The sequence below is a fragment of the Ancylobacter terrae genome (assembly GCF_045108345.1).
In the GTDB taxonomy this organism is placed as follows: domain Bacteria; phylum Pseudomonadota; class Alphaproteobacteria; order Rhizobiales; family Xanthobacteraceae; genus Ancylobacter.
Genome location: NZ_JBJGXH010000001.1, coordinates 2,492,374 through 2,512,900, shown reverse-complemented (window position 1 = coordinate 2,512,900; position 20,527 = coordinate 2,492,374). Strand labels below are relative to the sequence as shown.

At 71.1% G+C, this 20,527-nt stretch carries 19 protein-coding genes and 1 pseudogene; all 20 read left to right on the top strand.

Annotation, left to right across the window (positions count from 1 at the left end; all coding sequences use genetic code 11):
- Positions 1-153: 153 nt before the first annotated feature.
- Positions 154-465: pseudogene (locus tag ACEUEL_RS12115) on the top strand (gene transfer agent family protein); the annotation flags it as partial.
- A gap of 44 nt (positions 466-509) precedes the next feature.
- Positions 510-830 (top strand): rcc01693 family protein, encoded by a 321-nt coding sequence (locus tag ACEUEL_RS12110; RefSeq protein WP_405706741.1) that lies wholly within the window; start codon positions 510-512, stop codon positions 828-830.
- A gap of 872 nt (positions 831-1,702) precedes the next feature.
- The gene (locus ACEUEL_RS12105) at positions 1,703-2,278 is read left to right on the top strand and encodes a phage tail tape measure protein (RefSeq protein ID WP_405705334.1); all 576 of its coding nucleotides are present in this window, start codon (positions 1,703-1,705) and stop codon (positions 2,276-2,278) included.
- A 249-nt stretch (positions 2,279-2,527) separates the two neighbouring features.
- Entirely contained in the window at positions 2,528-3,169 is a 642-nt protein-coding gene (locus ACEUEL_RS12100; RefSeq protein WP_405705332.1) for a phage distal tail protein, Rcc01695 family, read from the top strand.
- Positions 3,166-4,035: a DUF2163 domain-containing protein gene (locus ACEUEL_RS12095; RefSeq protein ID WP_405705330.1), complete on the top strand. Its 870-nt coding sequence runs from the start codon at positions 3,166-3,168 to the stop codon at positions 4,033-4,035. The genes ACEUEL_RS12100 and ACEUEL_RS12095 overlap by 4 nt, the downstream gene beginning before the upstream one ends.
- A gap of 3 nt (positions 4,036-4,038) precedes the next feature.
- Positions 4,039-4,545 carry an NlpC/P60 family protein gene (locus ACEUEL_RS12090; protein ID WP_405705327.1) on the top strand — a complete coding sequence of 169 codons (507 nt, stop codon included), beginning with the start codon at positions 4,039-4,041 and terminating at the stop codon, positions 4,543-4,545.
- Between the two features lie 146 nt (positions 4,546-4,691).
- Positions 4,692-8,606, top strand: coding sequence for a baseplate multidomain protein megatron (locus tag ACEUEL_RS12085; protein WP_405705324.1), 3,915 nt, complete (start codon positions 4,692-4,694; stop codon positions 8,604-8,606).
- 22 nt (positions 8,607-8,628) lie between these two features.
- On the top strand, positions 8,629-9,333 hold the full coding sequence (locus ACEUEL_RS12080; RefSeq protein WP_405705321.1) for a DUF2793 domain-containing protein: 705 nt from the start codon (positions 8,629-8,631) through the stop codon (positions 9,331-9,333).
- Between the two features lie 32 nt (positions 9,334-9,365).
- The gene (locus ACEUEL_RS12075) at positions 9,366-9,671 is read left to right on the top strand and encodes a spike base protein, RCAP_Rcc01079 family (protein WP_405705319.1); all 306 of its coding nucleotides are present in this window, start codon (positions 9,366-9,368) and stop codon (positions 9,669-9,671) included.
- A 161-nt stretch (positions 9,672-9,832) separates the two neighbouring features.
- Positions 9,833-9,997 carry a hypothetical protein gene (locus tag ACEUEL_RS12070; protein ID WP_405705317.1) on the top strand — a complete coding sequence of 55 codons (165 nt, stop codon included), beginning with the start codon at positions 9,833-9,835 and terminating at the stop codon, positions 9,995-9,997.
- Between the two features lies 1 nt (position 9,998).
- Positions 9,999-11,273: an SGNH/GDSL hydrolase family protein gene (locus ACEUEL_RS12065; RefSeq protein ID WP_405705314.1), complete on the top strand. Its 1,275-nt coding sequence runs from the start codon at positions 9,999-10,001 to the stop codon at positions 11,271-11,273.
- 12 nt (positions 11,274-11,285) lie between these two features.
- Complete coding sequence (locus ACEUEL_RS12060) at positions 11,286-11,507, top strand: hypothetical protein (protein ID WP_405705311.1); 222 nt, start codon at positions 11,286-11,288, stop codon at positions 11,505-11,507.
- A gap of 242 nt (positions 11,508-11,749) precedes the next feature.
- Positions 11,750-12,421, top strand: coding sequence for a response regulator transcription factor (locus tag ACEUEL_RS12055; protein ID WP_405705308.1), 672 nt, complete (start codon positions 11,750-11,752; stop codon positions 12,419-12,421).
- A gap of 66 nt (positions 12,422-12,487) precedes the next feature.
- Positions 12,488-13,864: an ATP-binding protein gene (locus ACEUEL_RS12050; RefSeq protein ID WP_405705305.1), complete on the top strand. Its 1,377-nt coding sequence runs from the start codon at positions 12,488-12,490 to the stop codon at positions 13,862-13,864.
- Positions 13,865-13,985: 121 nt separating this feature from the next.
- Positions 13,986-14,456, top strand: coding sequence for a glycine zipper domain-containing protein (locus ACEUEL_RS12045; protein ID WP_405705302.1), 471 nt, complete (start codon positions 13,986-13,988; stop codon positions 14,454-14,456).
- Between the two features lie 153 nt (positions 14,457-14,609).
- A complete protein-coding gene (gene ccmI, locus ACEUEL_RS12040; protein WP_405705299.1) occupies positions 14,610-15,710 on the top strand; it encodes a c-type cytochrome biogenesis protein CcmI in 1,101 nt (366 codons plus the stop codon).
- Between the two features lie 12 nt (positions 15,711-15,722).
- Positions 15,723-16,196, top strand: coding sequence for a cytochrome c maturation protein CcmE (gene ccmE / locus ACEUEL_RS12035; protein WP_405706739.1), 474 nt, complete (start codon positions 15,723-15,725; stop codon positions 16,194-16,196).
- Positions 16,193-18,184 carry a heme lyase CcmF/NrfE family subunit gene (locus ACEUEL_RS12030; protein ID WP_405705296.1) on the top strand — a complete coding sequence of 664 codons (1,992 nt, stop codon included), beginning with the start codon at positions 16,193-16,195 and terminating at the stop codon, positions 18,182-18,184. The genes ccmE and ACEUEL_RS12030 overlap by 4 nt, the downstream gene beginning before the upstream one ends.
- Before the next feature lie 4 nt (positions 18,185-18,188).
- Positions 18,189-18,674, top strand: a complete 486-nt coding sequence (locus tag ACEUEL_RS12025) for a cytochrome c-type biogenesis protein (protein ID WP_405705293.1) — start codon at positions 18,189-18,191, stop codon at positions 18,672-18,674.
- A gap of 95 nt (positions 18,675-18,769) precedes the next feature.
- Complete coding sequence (locus ACEUEL_RS12020) at positions 18,770-20,347, top strand: Do family serine endopeptidase (protein WP_405705290.1); 1,578 nt, start codon at positions 18,770-18,772, stop codon at positions 20,345-20,347.
- Positions 20,348-20,527 lie beyond the last annotated feature (180 nt).

Genomic DNA, 20,527 nt, shown 5'->3' with positions numbered 1-20,527 from the left:
TCGACGCCGGTGGCGAACTTCGCGCCCGTCGCGCCGCTGGCCAGTCCAAAGTCGCACCGCTCGCGGCCGCCCGCGTCGGCCGCCGGGCTCCGACCTCGGACGATCGTCGCGGCGGAGCCGTTCATCCCACCCCATATCGCCCGGAGACCGATCATGCCGAACCGCCATCGCGGCGAGATCTGCGCCGAGCTCGACGGCCGCCCGCGCACGCTGGTGCTCACCCTCGGCGCGCTGGCCGAGCTCGAGGCCGCCTTCGGCGCCGACGACCTCGTCGCCCTGGCCGAGCGCTTCGAGCGCGGCCGGCTTTCCGCCCGCGATGCCGTGCGCATCGTCGCCGCCGGCCTGCGTGGCGCCGGCGAAAACGTGGCCGACGACGAGGTGGCGGCGATGCGCACCCCCGGCGCCGCGGCCGGCTTCGCCCGCATCGTCGGCGAACTGATCAGCGCCACCTTCGGCGGGGCGCCGGGCGAGGGCGGCGGCGGCGATGTGCCGAGCCGGCCGGTCGGCCGATCCGGCCCCTCGCCCGAACCGCCGCGCCATCCCGTCCCCCCGGCGGGAACACTCGGGGACAGGCCCGCGGCGGCGGCCGGCCCGGCGGGACCGGCGCCGCCGGGCCCTCTCTAGCCGCAGCGGCCGGCGGTCCGCGCTCCGCTTTCCCCTGGCGGGAGGCGATGGCGTTTGGCCTCGGCCAGCTGCGGCTGCCTCCCGATGCCTTCTGGCGCATGACGCCGCGCGAACTGGCCGCGGCGATGGGCGCGGTGCTCGGGCCGGCGCGCGCGCCGCTCGATCGCGCCAGCCTTGCCGCGCTGATGGCGCGCTTCCCCGATTGAGTGGCGGCGCAGGGGGCGACCGCCCGCGCCGGGATCCACCGGCCCCGCCGTCTGGCGGCGCGGATGTCACGACCGGCGGCCGGCCCTGGCCGGGTTCGACCCCGACGCTGGGCGGAGCGATACCCGACCCGGGCGGGGGAGCGACCGGCGGGATCGCCGGCCGTTCTGAACGGAGGCACGACGCGCGACGCAGACTGGGCGCGCGGGAGGGTTCGCTCGCGCCCGGCCGGTCGGCCTGGCCGCCATCTGAGCCGGTGGCATGTACCGGCCGGTTAGGGAGACCAAGGTGGGGCGATCCAGATACCGTCGCGATGGGTCGGCACGGCACGGCCGGTATACCGGCGCGACCTTGTCGCCGGCCCGTTCCGCGCTGGGCGTGGCACCCTTCATGCCGGCAACGCCCGCGTCTCCGCTTCTTCCCCGGACGCGCGCCGGCGCGCGCCTCGAGGTACCGGCGCGCCGGCGCCCGGAGCGCCCGTCTCATGGTCCTCGCCGGGCCGTCCCGCTCAATTCCCGGACGGGCACCGGCCACGCTCGACGTCCCGGTGGGCGTCGAGCCTACCGGTGGCCCTGCGCCCGGGCCACCCGTTTCACGGTCCGCGCCGCGTTGTCCCGCTTCTTCCTCGGACGCGCGCCGGCAGGTGTCGACCCTCAGGAGGGACCGGAGCCCGAGCGGCGCGCCACGGTCCGGACCGGCTCGCGTTCCCGTGCCAGGTCGGGCGACGCAGCGGCCGGGCGGTGCGGCGGTCGGCAGCGCTTCCACCCGCGCACGCGGCCTGGCCTCATCGCCCACGGAGGGCAGGCGAATGCCGGTGGTCCGCTCCGATCCGACTGTTTCATCCGCTGCGACCCCATCGAGCCGGGAGGATCCCATGGCCGATTTCGACGACGAACGACTGAGCGTGGAGATCACCGCCGACATCTCGGCCTTCCGCCGCGAGATCGGCGAGGCCGAGCGGCTGGCGCGCGGCTTCGGCCGCTTGGTGGGCGATGCGCTCACCGATGCCGTGGTGAAGGGCCGCAGCGCCGACGAGGTGTTCCGCACCCTCGCGCTGCGGCTGTCGTCGCTGACGCTGGACCTCGCGCTGCGCCCGCTCGAACAGGGCGTCGCCGGCCTGTTCCAGAACCTCGTCGGCGGTGCGCTCGGCTTCGCCAGAGGCGGCGTATTTCCCGGCGGCGTGACGCCCTTCGCCAGCGGCGGCGTCGTCTCGGCGCCGACCTATTTCCCGATGTCCGGCGGGCTCGGCCTGATGGGCGAGCGCGGCGCCGAGGCGATCCTGCCGCTGCGACGGGGCGCGGACGGGCGTCTCGGCGTCGCCGGCGGCGGCCGGGCGGTCAACGTCTCGGTGAGCGTCGCGACGCCGGATGCCGCCAGCTTCCGCCGTTCGGAGGCCTATCTCGCCGGCCTCGTCGCCCGCGCCGTCGCCCGCGGCGAGCGGAGCCTCTAGCGCTTCTTTCCGCGGCTCGGGCGCTTGTTTGCCGTCTGGGTCAGCGCCGATGCGGCGACCGACTTCACGGCTTTGGGCGTGCGTGGGTTGCTGAGAAGTTTGGCTGCCTTCGAGGCAACGGACTTTGAGGTGTGCTCGTTCCTGGCCATGACCACTCCCATCAAGAATCAAACGGGAACAATAGAATACAAATTAAGAACAAACTCCATCCTGAGTAGATGTTTTTCCCTTATTGATTGTGGATAGCCCATGCCCGCCTTCCATGAAGCGCTGTTTCCGCTCGACATCGCGCTCGGCGCGGCGGGCGGGCCGGAGCGCGCCACCGAGATCGTCACCACGCTGACCGGACGGGAAGAGCGCAATACGCGCCTCGCCCATTCCCGGCGACGCTGGGATGCCGGCTATGGCGTGCGCTCGCTGGCCGATCTCTCCGCCGTCGTCGCCTTCTTCGAGGAGCGGCGCGGGCGGCTGCACGGCTTCCGCTGGCGCGACCGGCTCGACCATGCCTCCGCCCCACCCGGCACCGCGGTGACGCCGCTCGATCAGCCGATCGGCGAGGGCGATGGCACGCGCGCCGCCTTCGCGCTCGCCAAGACCTATGGCGGCGCCCACGCGCCCTATGTCCGCCCCATCGCCAAGCCGGTGGCGGGCTCGGTGCGGGTGGCGGTCGACGGCGGCGAGGTCGCGGAAGGTATCGCGTTCGACCTCGACGCCGCGACCGGCCTCGTCACCTTCCGCTCCGGCCACGTGCCGGGCGCCGGGGCGGCGGTCACCGCCGGTTTCCGCTTCGACGTGCCGGTGCGCTTCGACACCGATTTTCTCGAGGTGAATCTCACCGCCTTCGAGGCGGGCGAGATCCCCCGCATCCCTATCCTGGAGATCCGGCCGTGAGGGCGCTTCCCGAGGGACTGGCCGCCGCGCTCGCCGGCGGGGTGACGACGCTCGCCCGCTGCTGGCGCATCACCCGCACCGACGGCGTGGTGATCGGGGTCACCGACCACGATGGCGACCTCGTCGTCGACGGCACGCTGTTCCGCGCGGCGGGCGGGGTGGCGGGATCGGAGGAGACCGCCTCGCTCGGCTTCGCGGTCGACGGCAGCGAACTCTCCGCCGCGCTTACCGCCGACATTCTGGACGAGGACGCGCTCGCCGCCGGCCTGTTCGACGGGGCGGGCGTCGACCTGCTGCTGGCCGACTGGTCGGCGCCGGCCGATTTCCTCGCGCTGCGCCGCTTTCGGCTGGGCGAGGTGCGGCGCGAGGGCGGCGCCTTCGTCGCCGAGCTGCGCGGGCCGGCGGACCGGCTGAACGAGATCCGCGGGCGGCTGTTCACCAGCGCCTGCGCCGCCGATCTCGGCGATGCCCGCTGCCGCATCGATCTCGCCGCGCCCGCCTATCGCGCGACCGGCACGGTGGAGACGGTCGAGGCGGCGGGTCTTTTCACCGTGACGGGGCTGGAGGCCTTCGCCGACGGGCACTTCTCCCGCGGCCGCCTGCTCTTCGAGGACGGCGCCAATGCCGGCTTTGCCAGCGAGGTGAAGGCGCATGGGCTGGCGGACGGCGCGGTGCGCCTGACGCTGTGGCAGCGCCCGCCGCAGCTGGTGGCCGCCGGCGCGGCCTTCACCGTGACCGCGGGCTGCGACAAGCGCTTTTCCACCTGCCGCGACCGTTTCGCCAACGCGCTGAATTTCCGCGGTTTCCCGCACATGCCGGGCAATGACGCGGTGATGCGGGTGGCGATCCCCGGCGGGGAGGGCTGAGCCATGGTCGAGGCGGCGAACAGCGCGGACACGGAGCGCCGCGCGCGGATCATTGCGGAGGCGCGGGGCTGGATCGGCACGCCCTATCTCCACCGCGCCTCGCTGAAGGGGCAGGGCTGCGACTGCCTGGGGCTGGTGCGCGGCATCTGGCGCGCGCTGTACGGGGCCGAGCCGGATACCCTGCCGGCCTATGCGCCGGACTGGGCGGAGGCGACCGGCGAGGAACGCCTCGCCGGGGCGGGCCGGCGCCACCTCGTGCCGGTGGCGATCGAGCATATGCGCCCCGGCGACGTGCTGCTGTTTCGCTGGCGGGCGCATCTGCCTGCCAAGCATGCCGCCATCCTCACCGAGGCGGCGGGGCCGGATGGTCCCGGCCGGATGGTCCACGCCCATGACGGCGCGGCGGTCGCCGAGGTGCATCTCGCGCCCTGGTGGCGGCGCCGGCTCGCCTACGCCTTCGCCTTTCCGGCGGCGGAAGACCCGCCCGGAGAGGGTGGCCGGCGGCCCTGACCGGGCCCCGTCATCCCGGCCGAAGCCGCAGGCGCAGAGCCGGGATTGCTCGCCGATAGCCCCTCGCGATCCCGGATACGACCTGCGGTCGTTCCGGGATGACACGAGTGGGAACGTTTCCTCCCAGCCTCCGAGAGGTCGAGCCCATGGCCACATTACTGCTCAGCGTCGCGGGGAGCGCGGTCGGCGGGGCGCTGTTCGGCCCGCTCGGGGCGCTGGCGGGGCGGGCGCTCGGTGCGCTCGGCGGGGCGGTGCTCGACCGTGCGCTGTTCACCCCGTCGCGCCGCGTCGAGGGCCCGCGCCTGTCCGATCTCGAGGTGATGGCCTCGACCGAGGGCGCGCCGATCCCGCGCGTCTACGGCCGTGCCCGGCTGTCGGGCCAGGTGATCTGGGCGACCGATTTCGAGGAGGTGGTGGCGACGCAGGAGCAATCCGCCGGCGGCAAGGGCGGTTCGCTCGGCGGGGGCGCGACGACCACCACCTACAGCTATTTCGCCAATTTCGCCGTCGGCATCTGCGAGGGGCCGGTGACCCGGATCGGCCGCATCTGGGCGGACGGGCAGCTGCTCGACACGCAGGGCCTCGACATCCGGCTGCACACCGGCGGCGAGGAGCAGGTGCCCGATCCGCTGATCGTCGCGCGGCAGGGGATGGCCGGCGCGCCGGCCTATCGCGGCCTCGCCTACCTCGTGTTCGAGCGCCTGCCGCTGGCCGACTACGGCAACCGCCTGCCGCAGATCATGGTCGAGGTGGAGCGCGTCGTCGGGGCGCTGGAGGGTCGGATCACCGCGGTGACGCTGATCCCTGGCGCCACCGAATTCGGCTACGACACGCGCGAGGTGAAACGACGGATCGGGGCCGGGAGCTACGCCCCCGAGAACCGCCACGTCACCACCGCCGATACCGATTTCGAGGCCGCGCTCGACCAGTTGACGGCCTGCTGCCCGGCGCTGGAGCGGGTAGCTCTGGTGGTGGCGTGGTTCGGCACCGATCTCCGGGCGGGCGAATGCACCATCCGCCCCGGCGTCGAGAATCGCGAGAAGGTCACCGTCGGCGAGGCGGGCGTGCTGGCCTGGCGGGTCGCCGGTCAGGACCGGGCGGGCGCCCACCTCGTCAGTCGGTACGAGGGGCGGCCGGCCTTCGGCGGCACCCCGTCGGACGCCTCGGTGCGCCGGGCGATCGCCGCGCTCAAGGCGCGGGGGCTGAAAGTGACGCTCTATCCCTTCGTGATGATGGACGTTCCCCCGGGCAATACACGGCCCGACCCGTGGAGCGATGCCGCCGCGCAGCCCGCCTATCCCTGGCGCGGGCGCATCACCTGCCACCCCGCGCCGGGACGGCCCGGCTCGCCGGACGGGACGGACGCGGCGGGCGATCAGGTCGCGGCGCTGTTCGGCAGCGCGTCGGCGGGGGATTTCGGCACCGCGGGCGGCGAGGTCACCTATGCCGGACCGGCGGAATGGAGCCTCAGCCGCATGGCGCTCCACTACGCGACGCTGGCGAGCATCGCCGGCGGCGTCGAGGCCATCCTCATCGGCTCGGAAATGGATGCGCTGACCCGGGTGCAGTCGGCGCCCGGCGTCTACCCGGCCGGCGCGACTCTCGCGACGCTCGCCTCGCAGGTGAAGGCGATCGTCGGGCCGGAGACCGCGGTCTCCTATGCCGCCAACTGGACCGAATATGGCGCCCATGTCGTCAGCCATGAGGGTACGGGCGAGGACGTCGGTTTCCCGCTGGACGCGCTCTGGGCGTCCCCCGACGTCGATTTCGTCGGCATCGACTGGTACCCCCCGGTCGCCGACTGGCGCGACGGCGACGCCCATCTCGATGCGGCGCTGGCGCCCGACATCTACCAGCGCGCCTATCTCGCCGGAAACGTGCGCGGCGGCGAGGCGTTCGATTGGTACTATGCCGACGATGCCGGCCGTGCGGCACAGCTTCGCCTGCCGATCGCCGACAGTGCCCATGGCGAGGACTGGCTGTTCCGGCAGAAGGACATCGCGGGATGGTGGGGGAACGCCCATCATCCCCGCCTCGGCGGCGTGCGGCAGGTGATGCCGACGGCGTGGGTGCCGGGCGCGAAGCCGGTGCGGCTGATCGAGATCGGCTGCGCCGCGGTCGACAAGGGCGCCAACCGGCCATCCAGCTTTCCCGATCCCAAATCCGCGGAGGACGGCTATCCGCCCTTCTCCAGTCGCCGCCGCGACGAGCTGATGCAGCGCCGCCATCTCGAGGCGACGCTGGACGCCTTCGCCGGTGAGGAGGCGAACCCGCCCGCCGACCTGCCGGCGGGGCGCATGCTGGAGCCCGGCGCCCTCCATGTCTGGACCTGGGACGCCCGGCCCTGGCCGGTCTTCCCGATCGCCTCGCAGGTGTGGGCGGACGGTGCCAACTGGGAGACCGGGCACTGGCTGAACGGCCGGCTCGGCAATGCGCCCATCGGTGAGATGGCGCACGCGATGGCCGCCGATTTCGGGCTCGACGGTCTCGACGGCACGGGCGTGCGGGGTGTGATCGACGGCTATGTCATCGACCGGCCGATGAGCCTGCGCGCAGCGCTGGAGCCCTTGGCCAGCGTCTTCGCCCTCGATCTCGCGGAGCGGGACGGCGGGCTGGCGCTCGTCGCGCGCGGCGGCCGGCCGGTGGCCGTGCTGACCGACGACGACCTGCTGGCGGGCGGCGACGACCCGCCGCTGCGGCTGGTGCGCGGCGCCGAGGGCGAGCTGCCCCGACAGGTGAGCATCGGCTATCTCGACGCCCGCACCGACTACCGCCACGCCAGCGCCGCCTCGCGCCGCCTCGCCGGCGCCGCGCGCGCCGAGACCGGTGCCGACCTCGCCATGGTGACGGTCGACACGGTGGCGGAGGCGGCGGCCGAGGTCTGGCTGCAGGATGCCTGGGCGGGACGCGAGACGGCGAATTTCGCCCTCGCGCCCTCGCGCCTCGCGCTGGAGCCGGGCGACATCGTGCGGCTCGATCGCGACGGCCGCGAGCGGCTTTTCGCCATCACCACGATCGAGGACGGCGAGGGGCGGCGCATCACCGCGCGCAGCATCGATCCGGAGGTCTTCGCCCTGCCGCCGCGCGATCCGCGCACCGGCAGCGTCGGCATGCCGCCGGCCTACGGCCCGGCCGAGGCGCTGGTGGTGATGCTGCCCGCGCTCGACGCCGCGCAACCGACCGTGCTGGCGCATCTCGCCGTGTTCGCCGCGCCGTGGCCCGGCGCCATGGCGGTGTGGCGCTCCATCGACGGGGCCAGCTTTCGCCGTATCGGTACGCTGCCCGCGCCCGCCGTGATCGGCGCCACCGCAACGGCCCTGCCGCCCGGCCCGGCCTGGCGCTGGGACCGCGCGGCCGTGGTCGAGGTGGAACTCGATGGCGGCCTGCTCACCACGGCCAGCGAAGCGGCCGTTCTGGAAGGTGCCAATGCACTCGCGCTTATCGCGCCCGACGGAGCGGTCGAGGTGATCCAGTTCGCGGAAGCCGAACTGGTCGGTACGCGGCGATGGCGCTTACGGGGGCTCCTGCGCGGCCAGCTCGGGACCGAGGCGGGTGCCGACAGCGAATGGCCCGCCGGGACGCGCATCGTGCGCGTCGACCGGAACCTGCTGCCGGTGGCCGAGGGCTTCGATCTGCTTGGCCGCGCCGCGACGTTCCGGATCGGCCGCGCCCGGCGCAACCATGGCGAGCCGGATGTGACCGAGCTTTCCGCCACCATCGGCCCGCGCACGCTCGCCCCGCTGGCGCCGGTGCATGCGCGGGGGCGCCGCGTCGCCGGGGGCATCGCGCTGAGCTGGATCCGACGCTCGCGGGTGGATGGCGATGGCTGGGGGCTGGTCGAGATCCCGCTTGGCGAGGAGCGCGAGGCCTACCGCCTCGACATTCTCGACGGCAGCACGACGGTCCGCAGCTTCGAGGTGACGACCGCCTCACTCCTCTATGCGGGCGCCGAGGAGTCGGCCGATTTCGGCGGGCCGCAGAGCATCCTCGACATCCGCATCGCCCAGCTCTCCGCCAGCGTCGGCGCGGGGGCGGCGTTGACCGTGCGGCTGCGCCTGTAACGACGTCTTCAGGAAGCGATCCATGCCCGACAGCGAAACGCCGAACCTCGCCCTGCCGCTTCTGGCGGCAGCGCAGGCCCAGAAGCATGTGACCCACAACGAGGCGCTGATCCGCCTCGACGCGCTGACCCAGCTCGCGGTTCTCGATGCCGACCGCACCGTGCCGCCCGGCAGCCCCACGGCGGGAGATCGCCACCTCGTCGCCGCGACGGCGGGCGGCGACTGGAGCGGCCATGACGGCGAGATCGCCCTGCGCGAGGGAACCGGCTGGCTGTTCCTGGTCCCGCGCGCGGGGTGGCGGGCCCATGTCCAGGCGGAGGGGCGCACCATCGTTTTCGATGGCGTCTCGTGGACCGATTCCCTCGCTGCCGGAGCCTCCGGCGCGGCCATCGCGCTGCGGGTGGTGGAAGAGGAACTGGAAATGGCGGGTGCCAGCGTCACCGCCACCATCGTCATTCCCGACCGCGCCATCTGCCTCGGCCTCGCCAGCCGGACGGTCGAGGCGATCACCGGCGCCGCATCCTACGAAGTCGGCATTGCCGGGGAGAGCGCCAAGTTCGGCGGCAGCCTCGGCGTCGCGGCCGGCGCCTCCAATATCGGCGTGGTCGGCCCGCAGGCCTTCTATGCCGACACGCCCCTCGTCGTGAGGGCGACCGGGGGCAGCTTCACCGGCGGACGGGTGCGCCTCGCGCTCTACCTGCTCGCCTTCACGGCGCCCGCCGCCTGAACCGGCCGCGCCTTCTCCATCGGAGGATTGCCATGCCCTACGATGCCGCCAGGGATCCCTGGCACGGCGTCGCCGTGTCCCCCACCGGCCTCGGCCGCCGCGGCGCGGCGGTGACGCCGAGCGACGCCGCCGATCTCGCCCGCTACGCCCGCATCCGCGTCTGGGCACCGGCGGAGCTCGCCGACGCCGCGATCGCCATCCTGCCGCTGGACGCGGCCGACGACGCACCGATCACGCTGCCGGTGCCGGTCGGGCAGGCCAGTGTGCTGCCCTATCTCGTCCGCCGCGTCCTTGCCACCGGCACGACCGCCGGCCTCGTCATCCACACCATCGGCTAGGCGGCGATCGGCACGCGATCCGTGCCGTCCCGCTCCGTCCCCGTTCCCGGTCCGACGTGGAGCGCATGGCTCGCCATGCGCCCGCGGCCGTGCCGCGAACCGCCCCGGCGCCCGGCTGGAAGCCGCCGCTCGCCGGATCGACCACCCCAAAGGAGGAGGCAATGACCCTCAACCTCGGCATCGGCCTGGGCCTCACGCGGCCGCCCGGCACCGACGGGAGTCCGCCGCCGGCGAATTTCGGCTGGCTCATCTTCAACGGCAACGTGCTGACGCTGCCGCGCTTTCTCGTTTTCAACGGCAATCGCCTGACACTGGAGCATGTCTGACATGGCCAATACCGACATCAACGCCCCCGGTTCCGACGGCCCGGCCCTCGTCGCCGTCCTCGACCGCCTGTCGCCGGTGCAGAAGTTCCGCGCGTCCATCGCCGCCGCGACCCCGGAGAAGGCGCAGGCCTCGCCGGCGACGCTCGGCTGGACCGCCGACTATTATTCGGCGAACACCACGCCGTCCGCCAACGCCGCCAGCAGCTCGGCCAATGCGAACTACCGCCTCGTCGGTACCAACAGCTCGCAGATCACCGTGATCGGCGCCGAGTTCGGCGGGACGGAACTGGTCAATGGCGGCTGGGTCCCGAAGGCGGTGGACGTCGCCTCGGGCGGCTCCTATGCCCATACCGGCTATGCCATCCAGTTCCTCACCACCGGCCGTTACGTGGACGTGGCGCTGAGGCTTTATGACGCCCACTACCGCGTCGCCGTCGACGACGAGTATGTTTCGCTCACCAACAACACGCCGGGCGTCGCGGCCGACGGGCGCTACGGCACGATCAATCTCGATCTCGGCTCGCGCAAGCATTCGGGGCGCAAGATCCGGTTCGAGCTTGGCTATGCCAACCGGATCATCGGCTTCGCGCGGGGCTCGCAGGGCAGCCTGTTCTTCCCGGCGCCGGCCATCGGTCCCAAGCTGGTGATCCTCGGCGACAGCTTCGTGGAGGGCACCGGCGCCAGCCTCGGCTCGGGCGGCAAGACCCGCAATTCCTTCACCTGGCAGGCGGCGCGTCGGCTCGGCGTCGAGAATCTCGTCGTCTCCGGCTGGGGCGGAACCGGCTTCCTCAACAACGGTTCCACCAAGAAGACCTTCCGTCAGCGCATCAATGACATCACCCGCCACAACCCGGACGGCGTGATCGTGATGGGCGGGCAGAATGACGGCGGCTATGCCGGCGCCGGCCTGCAGACCGAAGTGACGACGTTCTTCTCGGAGCTGCGCGCCGCGCTGCCGAATGCGGTCATCACCTTCATGGGGCCGCAGTACTGCCCGAGCCCGAACAATATCGGCGCGACCGCCTATGGCAACATCAAGAGCGGTGTCCAGGCGGTTCCTTCGGTCTATCACGCGGATGTCTACGACCCGAGCAACCTGCTCTACTGGATGTCCGGCAACACCTACAACGAAACCGGCAGCTACGACGGACTGAATTACTGGTACGTCGGGTCGGACGGCGTCCACCTCAACCAGAACGGCCATGACTTCTTCGGTTGGCGCATGGCCGAGGCCTTCAAGCAGGCCGTCGCCTGGCACGCCACCATCCAGCCCTGAGGAGAGAACGGCATGACTGGAAATGACTTCCGCGCCAGCATCGCGGACATGGCGGATGCCGAGGGAATCGGTGCGTTCGCCGATGCGCTCGACAGTCTCGGCGCCCTCGATGCGGCGGCTGACGAACTCGCGGCCCTGGTCGCTGTCGGCTATCCCTACAACGGTGTCGACATCCGCCAGCGCCTCGTCGAGCTGATCACCGCGGCCTACGACACGGCCAATCCGCCGGGCTGAGTTCCCGTACCGCAGACAAGACGTTGGCGGCCGCGATGAGCGGCCTTTTTTGTGCCGGTCACCGGCCGCCAGCGTCGCGTCGCCGCCTGAAGCCGCCGCCGTCCCCCGGCGGCGGCGAACCTGGCGCCCGAAGGGATGCCGTAACGACGCGGCAGACTTCTCATCGGCGGCGCGGGGTGTCATTGTCGGGCTAACCGCGCCGGATCCGGTGCGAAAGGGATTCGCGTGTTGGGGGCAATAGCGTGCGTCTGCTCGTCGTCGAGGACGATCCCGATCTCAATCGGCAGATTTTCGAGGCGCTGGTCGATGCCGGCTACGCGGTCGACCGTGCCTTCGATGGCGAGGAGGGGCACTATCTCGGCGAGAACGAGCCCTATGACGCCGTTGTGCTCGATATCGGCCTGCCGAAGATGGACGGCCTGTCGGTTCTCGAGGCCTGGCGGCGCGAGGGCAAGAAAATGCCGGTGCTGATCCTGACCGCCCGCGACCGCTGGAGCGACAAGGTGCAGGGCTTCGACGCCGGTGCCGACGACTACGTCGCCAAGCCGTTCCACATGGAGGAGGTGCTGGCGCGCCTGCGGGCGCTGCTGCGCCGGGCCACCGGCCATGCCGCCAGCGAATTGTCCTGCGGCCCGGTCGCGCTCGACACCCGTTCGGGGCGCGTCACCGTGAGCGGGCGTCCGGTGAAGCTGACCTCGCACGAATACAGGCTGCTCGCCTACCTCATGCACCATTCCGGCCGCGTCGTGTCGCGGACGGAGCTCGTCGAGCATCTCTACGACCAGGATTTCGATCGCGATTCCAACACGATCGAGGTCTTCGTCGGTCGCCTGCGCAAGAAGCTGGACATCGATGTGATCCAGACCGTGCGCGGGCTCGGCTACCTTCTGGTTCCCCCGGAAAACGTGCGCTGAGCCGTGGACCGCTTCCCGCCCGTCACCGCGCGAACCCGGCGCATCCCCCGCGTGCGGTGAGGAGCCATGCGCGCCGGCTCGCTCGCCCTTCGCCTGTTCGTCTCGGCCGCGCTCGTCGGCGTCGTCGTCCTGCTGGTGACGGGCGTCGTGCTGTCGTCGGTCTATCGCGCGGCCGTGGAGCGCGCGTTCGACCGGCGGCTCGACGTCTATCTCAAGACCATCGTGGCCGACGTCGCCAATTCCTCGGCCGACGGCATGCCGGAGCCGACGACCCTCGGTGATCCGGTCTTCAGCTTTCCGCTGTCGGGCTGGTACTGGCAGATCGTACGGATCGACAAGGCCGATCGCCGCTACCGCGTCGCGCGCTCGCTGGCGGACAGCACCCTGCCGCTTCTGGTCGACCGCGGCGTTCCCGCCCAGTTCGGCGCGCGCGAGGGCTATGTCGAGGGGCCTGCCGGCCAGCGCCTCAGGGCCACCGAGCGTACCGTCGACCTCGGCGAGGACGGCCGCTTCATCATCGCCGTGGCCGCCGACGCGGCGGAGATAGAGGACGAGGTCGACGGCTTCAACCGCGCGCTGCTGGTGACTTTCGCGGTGCTCGGTGCCGGTTTCCTCGTCACGGTCCTGTTCCAGGTGCGCTTCGGCCTGCGCCCCCTCAAGCGCATGCAGAACGGGCTGGCGGCGATCCGCGGCGGCAAGGCGGAGAAGATCGACGGCGACTTTCCCACCGAGGTCGCGCCGCTGGTCAACGAGGTCAACGGACTGATCGAGACCAATCGCGAGGTCGTGGAGCGGGCGCGCATGCATGTCGGCAACCTCGCTCACGCGCTGAAGACGCCGATTGCCGTGCTGCTCAACGAGGCGAACCGCGCCCCGCCCGGTGAGCCGCTGGCGCTCAAGGTGCGCGAACAGGCCGATGTGATGCGCAGCCAGGTCGCTCACCATCTGGAACGCGCCCGCATGGCCGCGCGCGTCTCGGTGGTCGTCGCCGTCGTCGATGTCGAGCCGATCGTCGCGGCGCTCGCCCGCACCATGGAGAAGGTCTACCGGCTCAAAGGCATTGCGGTCGAAACCGAGATCGAGCCCGGCGTCCGTTTTCGCGGCGAACGGCAGGATCTGGAGGAGATCCTCGGCAATCTCATCGACAACGGCTGCAAATGGGCGCTGTCGCTGGTCGAGATCACCGTCACGCGCGTGGGGGAAATGCCCCCCGGCGAGCGCTCCTTCTTCGAGATCATCATCGACGACGACGGCCCCGGCCTTACCGAGCAGCAGCGCGAGGATGCGCTGAAGCGGGGGCGGCGGCTCGACGAAACCAAGCCGGGCTCGGGGCTCGGCCTGTCGATCGTCACCGAGCTGGTGACGATCTATGGCGGGCGCTTCACGCTGGCGACCTCGCCCTTCGACGGTCTGCGCTGTATCGTTCGCCTGCCCGAGGCGTGAAATGGCCTCGCCGGCAGAGCGCGCGTCTACGCGGGGCGGGCCAAGCTTTTGCCCTATTCCTCCCGCTTTCTGCCCGAACACGCGATCATGCATCGGTCGTTGTCGGGGCAGGGGAGAATTCATGCACGTTTACCAGCTCGTTGCCGTCGGTCTCGTCGGCGTTACGCTTGCCGGCTGCACCAGCGATGGCGGCCTCGGGCCGAAGACGACGGCGGGTGCGGCGACCGGCGCGCTCGCCGGCGGCGTCATCGGCGCCATTGCCGGCCGCAATGTCGGCAGCGCCGCGGTCGGCGCGCTGATCGGCGGTCTGGTCGGCGGGACCATCGGCAACGCCCTCGACGAGCAGGACCGCCGCCGTGCCTATGACGCCGAGATGCAGGCGCTGGAATATGGCAGCCCGGGTGCGCCGGTGAGCTGGCGCGGCGAGAGCGGCAATTACGGCACCATCGTCGCTGGCCCGGCCTATGCCCGCAGCGGCTCGCCCCGCTGCCGCGAATACACCCACACGATCTACATCAATGGCCAGCCGCAGACCGCGCGCGGCACCGCCTGCCGCAATCCCGACGGCACCTGGACGCCCGTCGCGGGCTGAGCCCTGGGTGCGCCCGGCTGGCGGACCGTTCGGACCGGCAGCCGGGGCGGCGTCCCGCTCGCGTTACTGTGAGCCTGCGTCAATCGATCCGAGGATGATACGGATTGGCGGGAGGCTCGCTGTCGGCTACCTCAACGGCCCAGAGGAAGCCCGATGCTGCTGTGGACCGCTTTTGTTCTGATGACCGCCGCCGCCGTGCTCGCGGTGCTGTGGCCGTTGCAGGCTCGTCCCGCCGGCGGTGCGGACGACAATGCGGCCGATCTCGCCGTCTATCGTGACCAACTGGCGGAAGTCGAGCGCGATCGCCTCTCGGGCCGGATCGGGGGCGGGGAGGCGGAGGCGGCACGGACCGAAGTGGCCCGCCGCATGATCGCTGCGGCCGATCGGACCGAGCGCCCCCGCGCTACCGCCGATACGCTACGCCGGCGCGCGGTGGCGGTTCTGGCAATTGCCGGCCTGCCGGTGCTGGCGGGCGCTGTTTATCTTCATCTTGGCTCTCCCGGGCTCGAGGGACAGCCGCTGGCGGCCCGGCTGTCGTCGGCGCCCGAGCAGGCCGATCTCGCCGTGCTGCTGCGGCGCGTCGAGGCCCATCTCGAAGCCAATCCGGACGATGCGCGTGGCCATGAGGTCGTTGCGCCGATCTATTACCGGATCGGCCGACTCGATGAGTCCATACGGGCCTGGCAGAACGCCATCCGGCTCGACGGGCCGAGCGAGGCGCGTGAGACCGGGTTGGGCGAGGCCTTGACCGCGAATGCGGGCGGCGTAGTCACCGCGGAGGCCAAGACCGCCTTCGAGCAAGCGCTCGCGCTCGATGCGAAAGCCGTGAAGGCCCGCTATTATCTCGGGCTCGCCGCCGAGCAGGATGGCCGGCGCGATGACGCGGCCCGCTTTTGGGGCGGCCTGGTCGCCGATGCACCTGCCGACGCGCCATGGCTGCCGATGGTGCGGAGTGCGCTCGCCCGTGTCACCCAGCCGGGGCCTTCCGCCGAGGAGGTCGCCAATGCCGCGCAGATGTCGCCCGAAGCGCGCACGGCGATGGTTCGCGGCATGGTGGACCGACTGGCCGAGCGTCTCGCGCAGGATGGCAACGACATCGAGGGCTGGCTGCGGCTGGTGCGGGCCTGGTCCGTGCTTGGCGACAACGACAAGGCCCGCGCCGCCGCCGGCAAGGCCCGCGGCCAGTTCGCCGCTGATCCGGGCGCGCTGGCGCGGATCGAAGCGCTGGCCCGCGAACTCGGTCTGGAGGGCTAGGCGATGGCGATGATGGGCAATGCGGCCGGCAAGCGCCGCGGGCTCACCCGAAAGGGCCGCCGCATGGTGCTGATCGGCGGAGCGCTGGGGACACTCGGCCTCGCCGCAGGCCTCGTGCTGTTCGCGCTGTCCGACACGATCGTGTTCTTCCGGTCGCCCAGCGACATCGCGAGTGCGCCTCCGGCCCCCGGCACACGGCTGCGCATCGGCGGGCTCGTCAAGGACGGCAGCGTGGTGAAAACCGACGGCACGCATGTGCGCTTCGTCGTGACCGACGGCCCCTCCGACCTGTCGGTCGCCTATGTCGGCCTGCTGCCCGACCTCTTCCGTGAGGGGCAGGGTGTGGTCGCCGAGGGCGCCATCGAGCCCGACGGAACCTTTCGTGCCGACACCGTGCTCGCCAAGCACGACGAGAAGTACATGCCGAAGGAAGTCGCCGACGCGCTCAAGAAGTCCGGCCACTGGAAGGAAGGCGAGGCGCCATGATCCCGGAGATCGGCCATTACGCGCTCGTCCTGGCGCTCGTGCTGGCGCTCATCCAGACCGTCGTGCCGATCTGGGGCGCGCGGACGGGCGATGCCGCGCTCATGCGGGTGGGCCCGGCCGCCGCCATCGCCTTCGCCGGTTTCGTCAGCCTGTCGTTTGCGGCGCTGGTAACCGTCTACGTGCAGTCCGACTTCTCGGTGCTGAACGTCGTCGAGAACTCCCACTCGATGAAACCGCTGCTGTTCAAGATCACCGGAACGTGGGGCAACCACGAAGGCTCGATGCTGCTCTGGGTGCTGGTGCTGGCGCTGTTCGGCGCGGCGGTGGCGCTGTTCGGCGTCAACCTGCCCGAGCGGCTCAAGGCGAATGTGCTCGGCGTGCAGGGCTCGATCGGGATCGCCTTCGTGCTCTTCGTGCTGCTGACCTCGAACCCGTTCAGCCGACTTGCGCCGGCGCCGGCGGAGGGGCGCGACCTCAACCCGATCCTGCAGGACATCGGCCTCGCCATCCATCCGCCTCTGCTCTATCTCGGTTACGTCGGCTTCTCGATCACTTTCGCCTTCGCCGTCGCCGCGTTGATCGACGGGCGGATCGATGCGGCCTGGGCGCGCTGGGTACGGCCCTGGGCGCTCGCCGCCTGGGTGTTCCTCACGCTCGGCATCGCCATGGGCTCCTACTGGGCCTATTACGAGCTCGGCTGGGGCGGCTGGTGGTTCTGGGACCCGGTCGAGAACGCCTCGCTGATGCCCTGGTTCGCCGGCACCGCCCTGCTGCACTCCGCCATCGTGATGGAGAAGCGCGAGGCACTGAAAGTCTGGACCATCCTCCTTGCCATCCTCGCTTTTTCACTGTCGTTGCTGGGCACCTTCCTGGTGCGCTCGGGCGTGCTCACCTCGGTGCACGCCTTCGCGACCGATCCCGAGCGTGGCGTCTTCATCCTCGCCATTCTCGTGTTCTTCATCGGCGGATCGCTGGCGCTGTACGCGCTTCGCGCCCCGATGCTGCGCCGGGGTGGGCTGTTCGCACCGGTGTCGCGCGAAGGCGCGCTCGTGCTCAACAATCTTCTGCTGACCGCCTCGGCCGCCGCCGTCTTCGTCGGCACCCTCTATCCGCTGGCGCTGGAGGCGTTCAACGGCGAGAAGATCACTGTTGGCGCCCCCTATTTCAACCTGACGGTGGGCGCGTTGATGCTGCCCGTCGTGTTCGCCATGCCGTTCGGGCCGCTGCTCGCCTGGAAGCGCGGCGACCTGCCGGGCGTGGCGCAGCGTCTGATGCTGGCGCTCGGCCTCGGCGTCGTGGCTACCGCGGCGGCTCTCTTCGTGCAGGGCGGTGGGCCGGTGCTGGCGCCGATCGGCATCGGTCTGGCGGTCTTCGTGATTCTTGGTGCCGTCGTTGATCTCGCCGAGCGCGCCGGTATCGGCCGCGTTGCGCCGGCAACCGCCTGGGCGCGCTTTCGCGGCCTGCCGCGGGCGACCTTCGGTGGCGCGCTGGCCCATGCCGGGGTCGGCGTCTGCCTGCTCGGCATCATCGCCGAGACCAGCTGGAACGCCGAGACCATCGCCGCCATCAAATTGGGCGAGAGCAAGAGCGTCGGCGGTTACGAACTGACGCTTTCGCGCCTCGAGCCGCGCAACGGTCCGAACTACCGGGAACTGGCCGCGGTGTTCGACGTGCGCCGTGACGGCGTCTCGCGCGGCACGATCGTCTCGGCGAAGCGCATTTTCACCGCCCGCAACATGCCGACGACGGAAGCAGGAATCCGCACCTTCGGCTTCAGCCAGCTTTACGTCAGCGTCGGCGATGAACTGCCGGGAGGCGCCATCGCGATGCGCGCATACTGGAAGCCGCTGGTGACGCTGATCTGGCTCGGGGCGGTGGTGATGGCGCTGGGCGGAATCCTGTCGCTCTCCGACCGCCGCCTGCGCATCGGCGCGCCAAAGCCCGCGCGAAACCGGGCGCCGCCGCCCGCGCCCGCGCCGGCGGAGTGATTCGATGCGTCGGCTGGCTTTCCTCTCGCTCCTCGGGCTGGTTCTGCTGGCAGCGCCGGTGCGTGCCGTACAGCCCGACGAGGTGCTGCCGGATCCGGCGCAGGAGGCGCGCGCACGCGCGCTCTCCAAAGAACTGCGCTGCATGGTCTGCCAGAATCAGTCGATCGACGATTCGGATGCACCGTTGGCCCGGGATCTTCGCATTCTGGTTCGCGAACGCATCGAAGCGGGCGACGACGACCGCCAGGTGCTGGATTTCCTTGTCGCGCGCTATGGCGAGTTCGTTCTGATGCGGCCGACCTGGCATGGCGCCAACGCGCTGCTCTGGCTTGCCCCGTTTCTGGTGCTGGGGGTCGGCGCTGTCGGTCTTGTCATCCATCTGCGGCGGCGCAAGCAAGGCTCGCAACCCGCCGCGCCGCTGACGGCGGAAGAGGAAGGGCGCCTCGCCAAGCTGCTGGAGGCGCCCGAAACTGACCTTACGAAACTTTAACGTGCCGGCCAGACTGCGTTAAGGCGACGCTCGCTAGCCTCCTGCTCGAACCTGCCCGATGCGGCGGTCGTGACCCACCAGGATGGACGAACCAGATGTCGCGCACTCCTCTTTCTTCCCCCCGCTCCAGCGAGGCTTCGACCCTGCGCCGCAGCCGCAATCGCCTGCTCGCCGGCGTGTTCGGCCTTGCGCTGGCCGGTGGCGCGATCGGCGCCGTCGTGCTGCCGGAGGCGGTGACCCCCGCTCTCGCCCAGATCACCACCAACCAGCCCGCCTCGACCTTTTCCTTCGCCGACATCGTCGAGAAGGTGACGCCGGCCGTGGTGAGCGTGAAGGTGAAGAAGGATACCTCGGACGACGTCGCCAGTGCCGATGACGAAGACGGCGCCTCGCAGGGCGTGCCCCCGCAGATCGAGAAGTTCCTGCGCCGCTTCGGCCAGGGTGGTCCGGGCATGGGCGGCCCCGGCATGCAGGGCCCCCGCGGTCCCCGCGGTGGCGACCATGGCCGCGTCGTCGGCCAGGGCTCCGGCTTCTTCATCTCCGCCGACGGTTACGTCGTGACCAACAACCACGTGGTCGAGGACGCCAGCGAAGTCGACGTCACCATGACGGACGGCAAGACCTACACCGCCAAGGTGGTGGGCACCGATCCGCGCACCGACGTCGCCCTGCTCAAGGTCGATGGCCGTAGCGATTTCCCGTGGGTGAAGCTGGCTGGCGGCGCGCCGCGCGTCGGCGACTGGGTGGTCGCGGTCGGCAACCCGTTCGGCCTGGGCGGTACCGTGACCGCCGGCATCGTCTCGGCCCGCGGCCGCGACATCGGCTCGGGTCCCTATGACGACTTCATCCAGATCGACGCGCCCATCAACCGGGGCAATTCCGGCGGCCCGACCTTCGGCCTGAACGGCGAGGTGATCGGCGTCAACACGGCCATCGTCTCCCCGTCGGGCGGCAATGTCGGCATCGCCTTCGCCATCCCGTCGGAGACGGTCTCGCAGGTCGTCGACGCTCTCAAGAGCGGCGGCTCCGTGGCGCGCGGCTACATCGGCGTGCAGATCCAGCCGGTGAGCGATGACGTGGCCGAGGCGATGAACCTCAAGGACGTCCAGGGCGCGCTGATTGCCCAGGTGCAGTCCGGAACCCCGGGTGAGAAGGCCGGCCTGAAGTCGGGCGACATCGTCACCTCGGTGGATGGAGAAGCGATCAAGGATGCCCGCGAGCTCTCGCGCCGCATTGCGGCGAAGAAGCCCGGTACGGTCGCCAAGCTCGATGTGCTGCGCGACGGCAAGAAGCAGGTCGTCAACGTGACGCTCGAGCAGCTGCCGAACCAGGTGGCGTCGGCCGATCGGGGCGATGGGGCGGACAAGGGCGACGGTGCCCGCGACCTCCCGCGTCTCGGCCTTCAGCTGGCGCCTGCCAAGGGCGTGGCCGGTGCCGGCGACGAGGGTGTCGTCGTGACCGAGGTCGACCCGCGCGGCCCGGCGGCCGAGCGTGGCATCCGCTCCGGCGATGTCATCCTCGACGTCGGCGGTCAGCCGGTCTCCACCGCGGCGGACGTCCGCAAGGGTATCGCCGACGCCCGCAAGGACAACCGCAAGGCGGTGCTGATGCGGGTCAAGTCGGAGCAGGGCACCCGCTTCGTCGCTATCTCTCTCGGCAGCCCGCGCGGCTGACGTACACGATCGGGTTGCGGCCACGGCCACCCCGCCGCCCCCAAGGGCTGTGGTCGCCCCGAGGCGGGAGGGAGTTCGCGAGGACTTCCTCCCGCTCGTCTTTCCGGCGCCGCGCGGGGCTTTCCTGCCGGCCGCACCGATAGGCGCGCGACACGAAATGGCGTAAGGGTCATGCTCATG

Excerpts from the sequence above, each read along its gene's own strand:
- ACEUEL_RS12105 (WP_405705334.1), top strand. The coding sequence starts at position 1,703 with ATGGCCGATTTCGACGACGAACGACTGAGCGTGGAGATCACCGCCGAC.
- ACEUEL_RS12100 (WP_405705332.1), top strand. The coding sequence starts at position 2,528 with ATGCCCGCCTTCCATGAAGCGCTGTTTCCGCTCGACATCGCGCTCGGC.
- ACEUEL_RS12090 (WP_405705327.1), top strand. The coding sequence starts at position 4,039 with ATGGTCGAGGCGGCGAACAGCGCGGACACGGAGCGCCGCGCGCGGATC.
- ACEUEL_RS12085 (WP_405705324.1), top strand. The coding sequence starts at position 4,692 with ATGGCCACATTACTGCTCAGCGTCGCGGGGAGCGCGGTCGGCGGGGCG.
- ACEUEL_RS12080 (WP_405705321.1), top strand. The coding sequence starts at position 8,629 with ATGCCCGACAGCGAAACGCCGAACCTCGCCCTGCCGCTTCTGGCGGCA.
- ACEUEL_RS12075 (WP_405705319.1), top strand. The coding sequence starts at position 9,366 with ATGCCCTACGATGCCGCCAGGGATCCCTGGCACGGCGTCGCCGTGTCC.
- ACEUEL_RS12070 (WP_405705317.1), top strand. The coding sequence starts at position 9,833 with ATGACCCTCAACCTCGGCATCGGCCTGGGCCTCACGCGGCCGCCCGGC.
- ACEUEL_RS12065 (WP_405705314.1), top strand. The coding sequence starts at position 9,999 with ATGGCCAATACCGACATCAACGCCCCCGGTTCCGACGGCCCGGCCCTC.
- ACEUEL_RS12060 (WP_405705311.1), top strand. The coding sequence starts at position 11,286 with ATGACTGGAAATGACTTCCGCGCCAGCATCGCGGACATGGCGGATGCC.
- ACEUEL_RS12050 (WP_405705305.1), top strand. The coding sequence starts at position 12,488 with ATGCGCGCCGGCTCGCTCGCCCTTCGCCTGTTCGTCTCGGCCGCGCTC.
- ACEUEL_RS12045 (WP_405705302.1), top strand. The coding sequence starts at position 13,986 with ATGCACGTTTACCAGCTCGTTGCCGTCGGTCTCGTCGGCGTTACGCTT.
- ccmI (WP_405705299.1), top strand. The coding sequence starts at position 14,610 with ATGCTGCTGTGGACCGCTTTTGTTCTGATGACCGCCGCCGCCGTGCTC.
- ccmE (WP_405706739.1), top strand. The coding sequence starts at position 15,723 with ATGGGCAATGCGGCCGGCAAGCGCCGCGGGCTCACCCGAAAGGGCCGC.
- ACEUEL_RS12030 (WP_405705296.1), top strand. The coding sequence starts at position 16,193 with ATGATCCCGGAGATCGGCCATTACGCGCTCGTCCTGGCGCTCGTGCTG.
- ACEUEL_RS12025 (WP_405705293.1), top strand. The coding sequence starts at position 18,189 with ATGCGTCGGCTGGCTTTCCTCTCGCTCCTCGGGCTGGTTCTGCTGGCA.
- ACEUEL_RS12020 (WP_405705290.1), top strand. The coding sequence starts at position 18,770 with ATGTCGCGCACTCCTCTTTCTTCCCCCCGCTCCAGCGAGGCTTCGACC.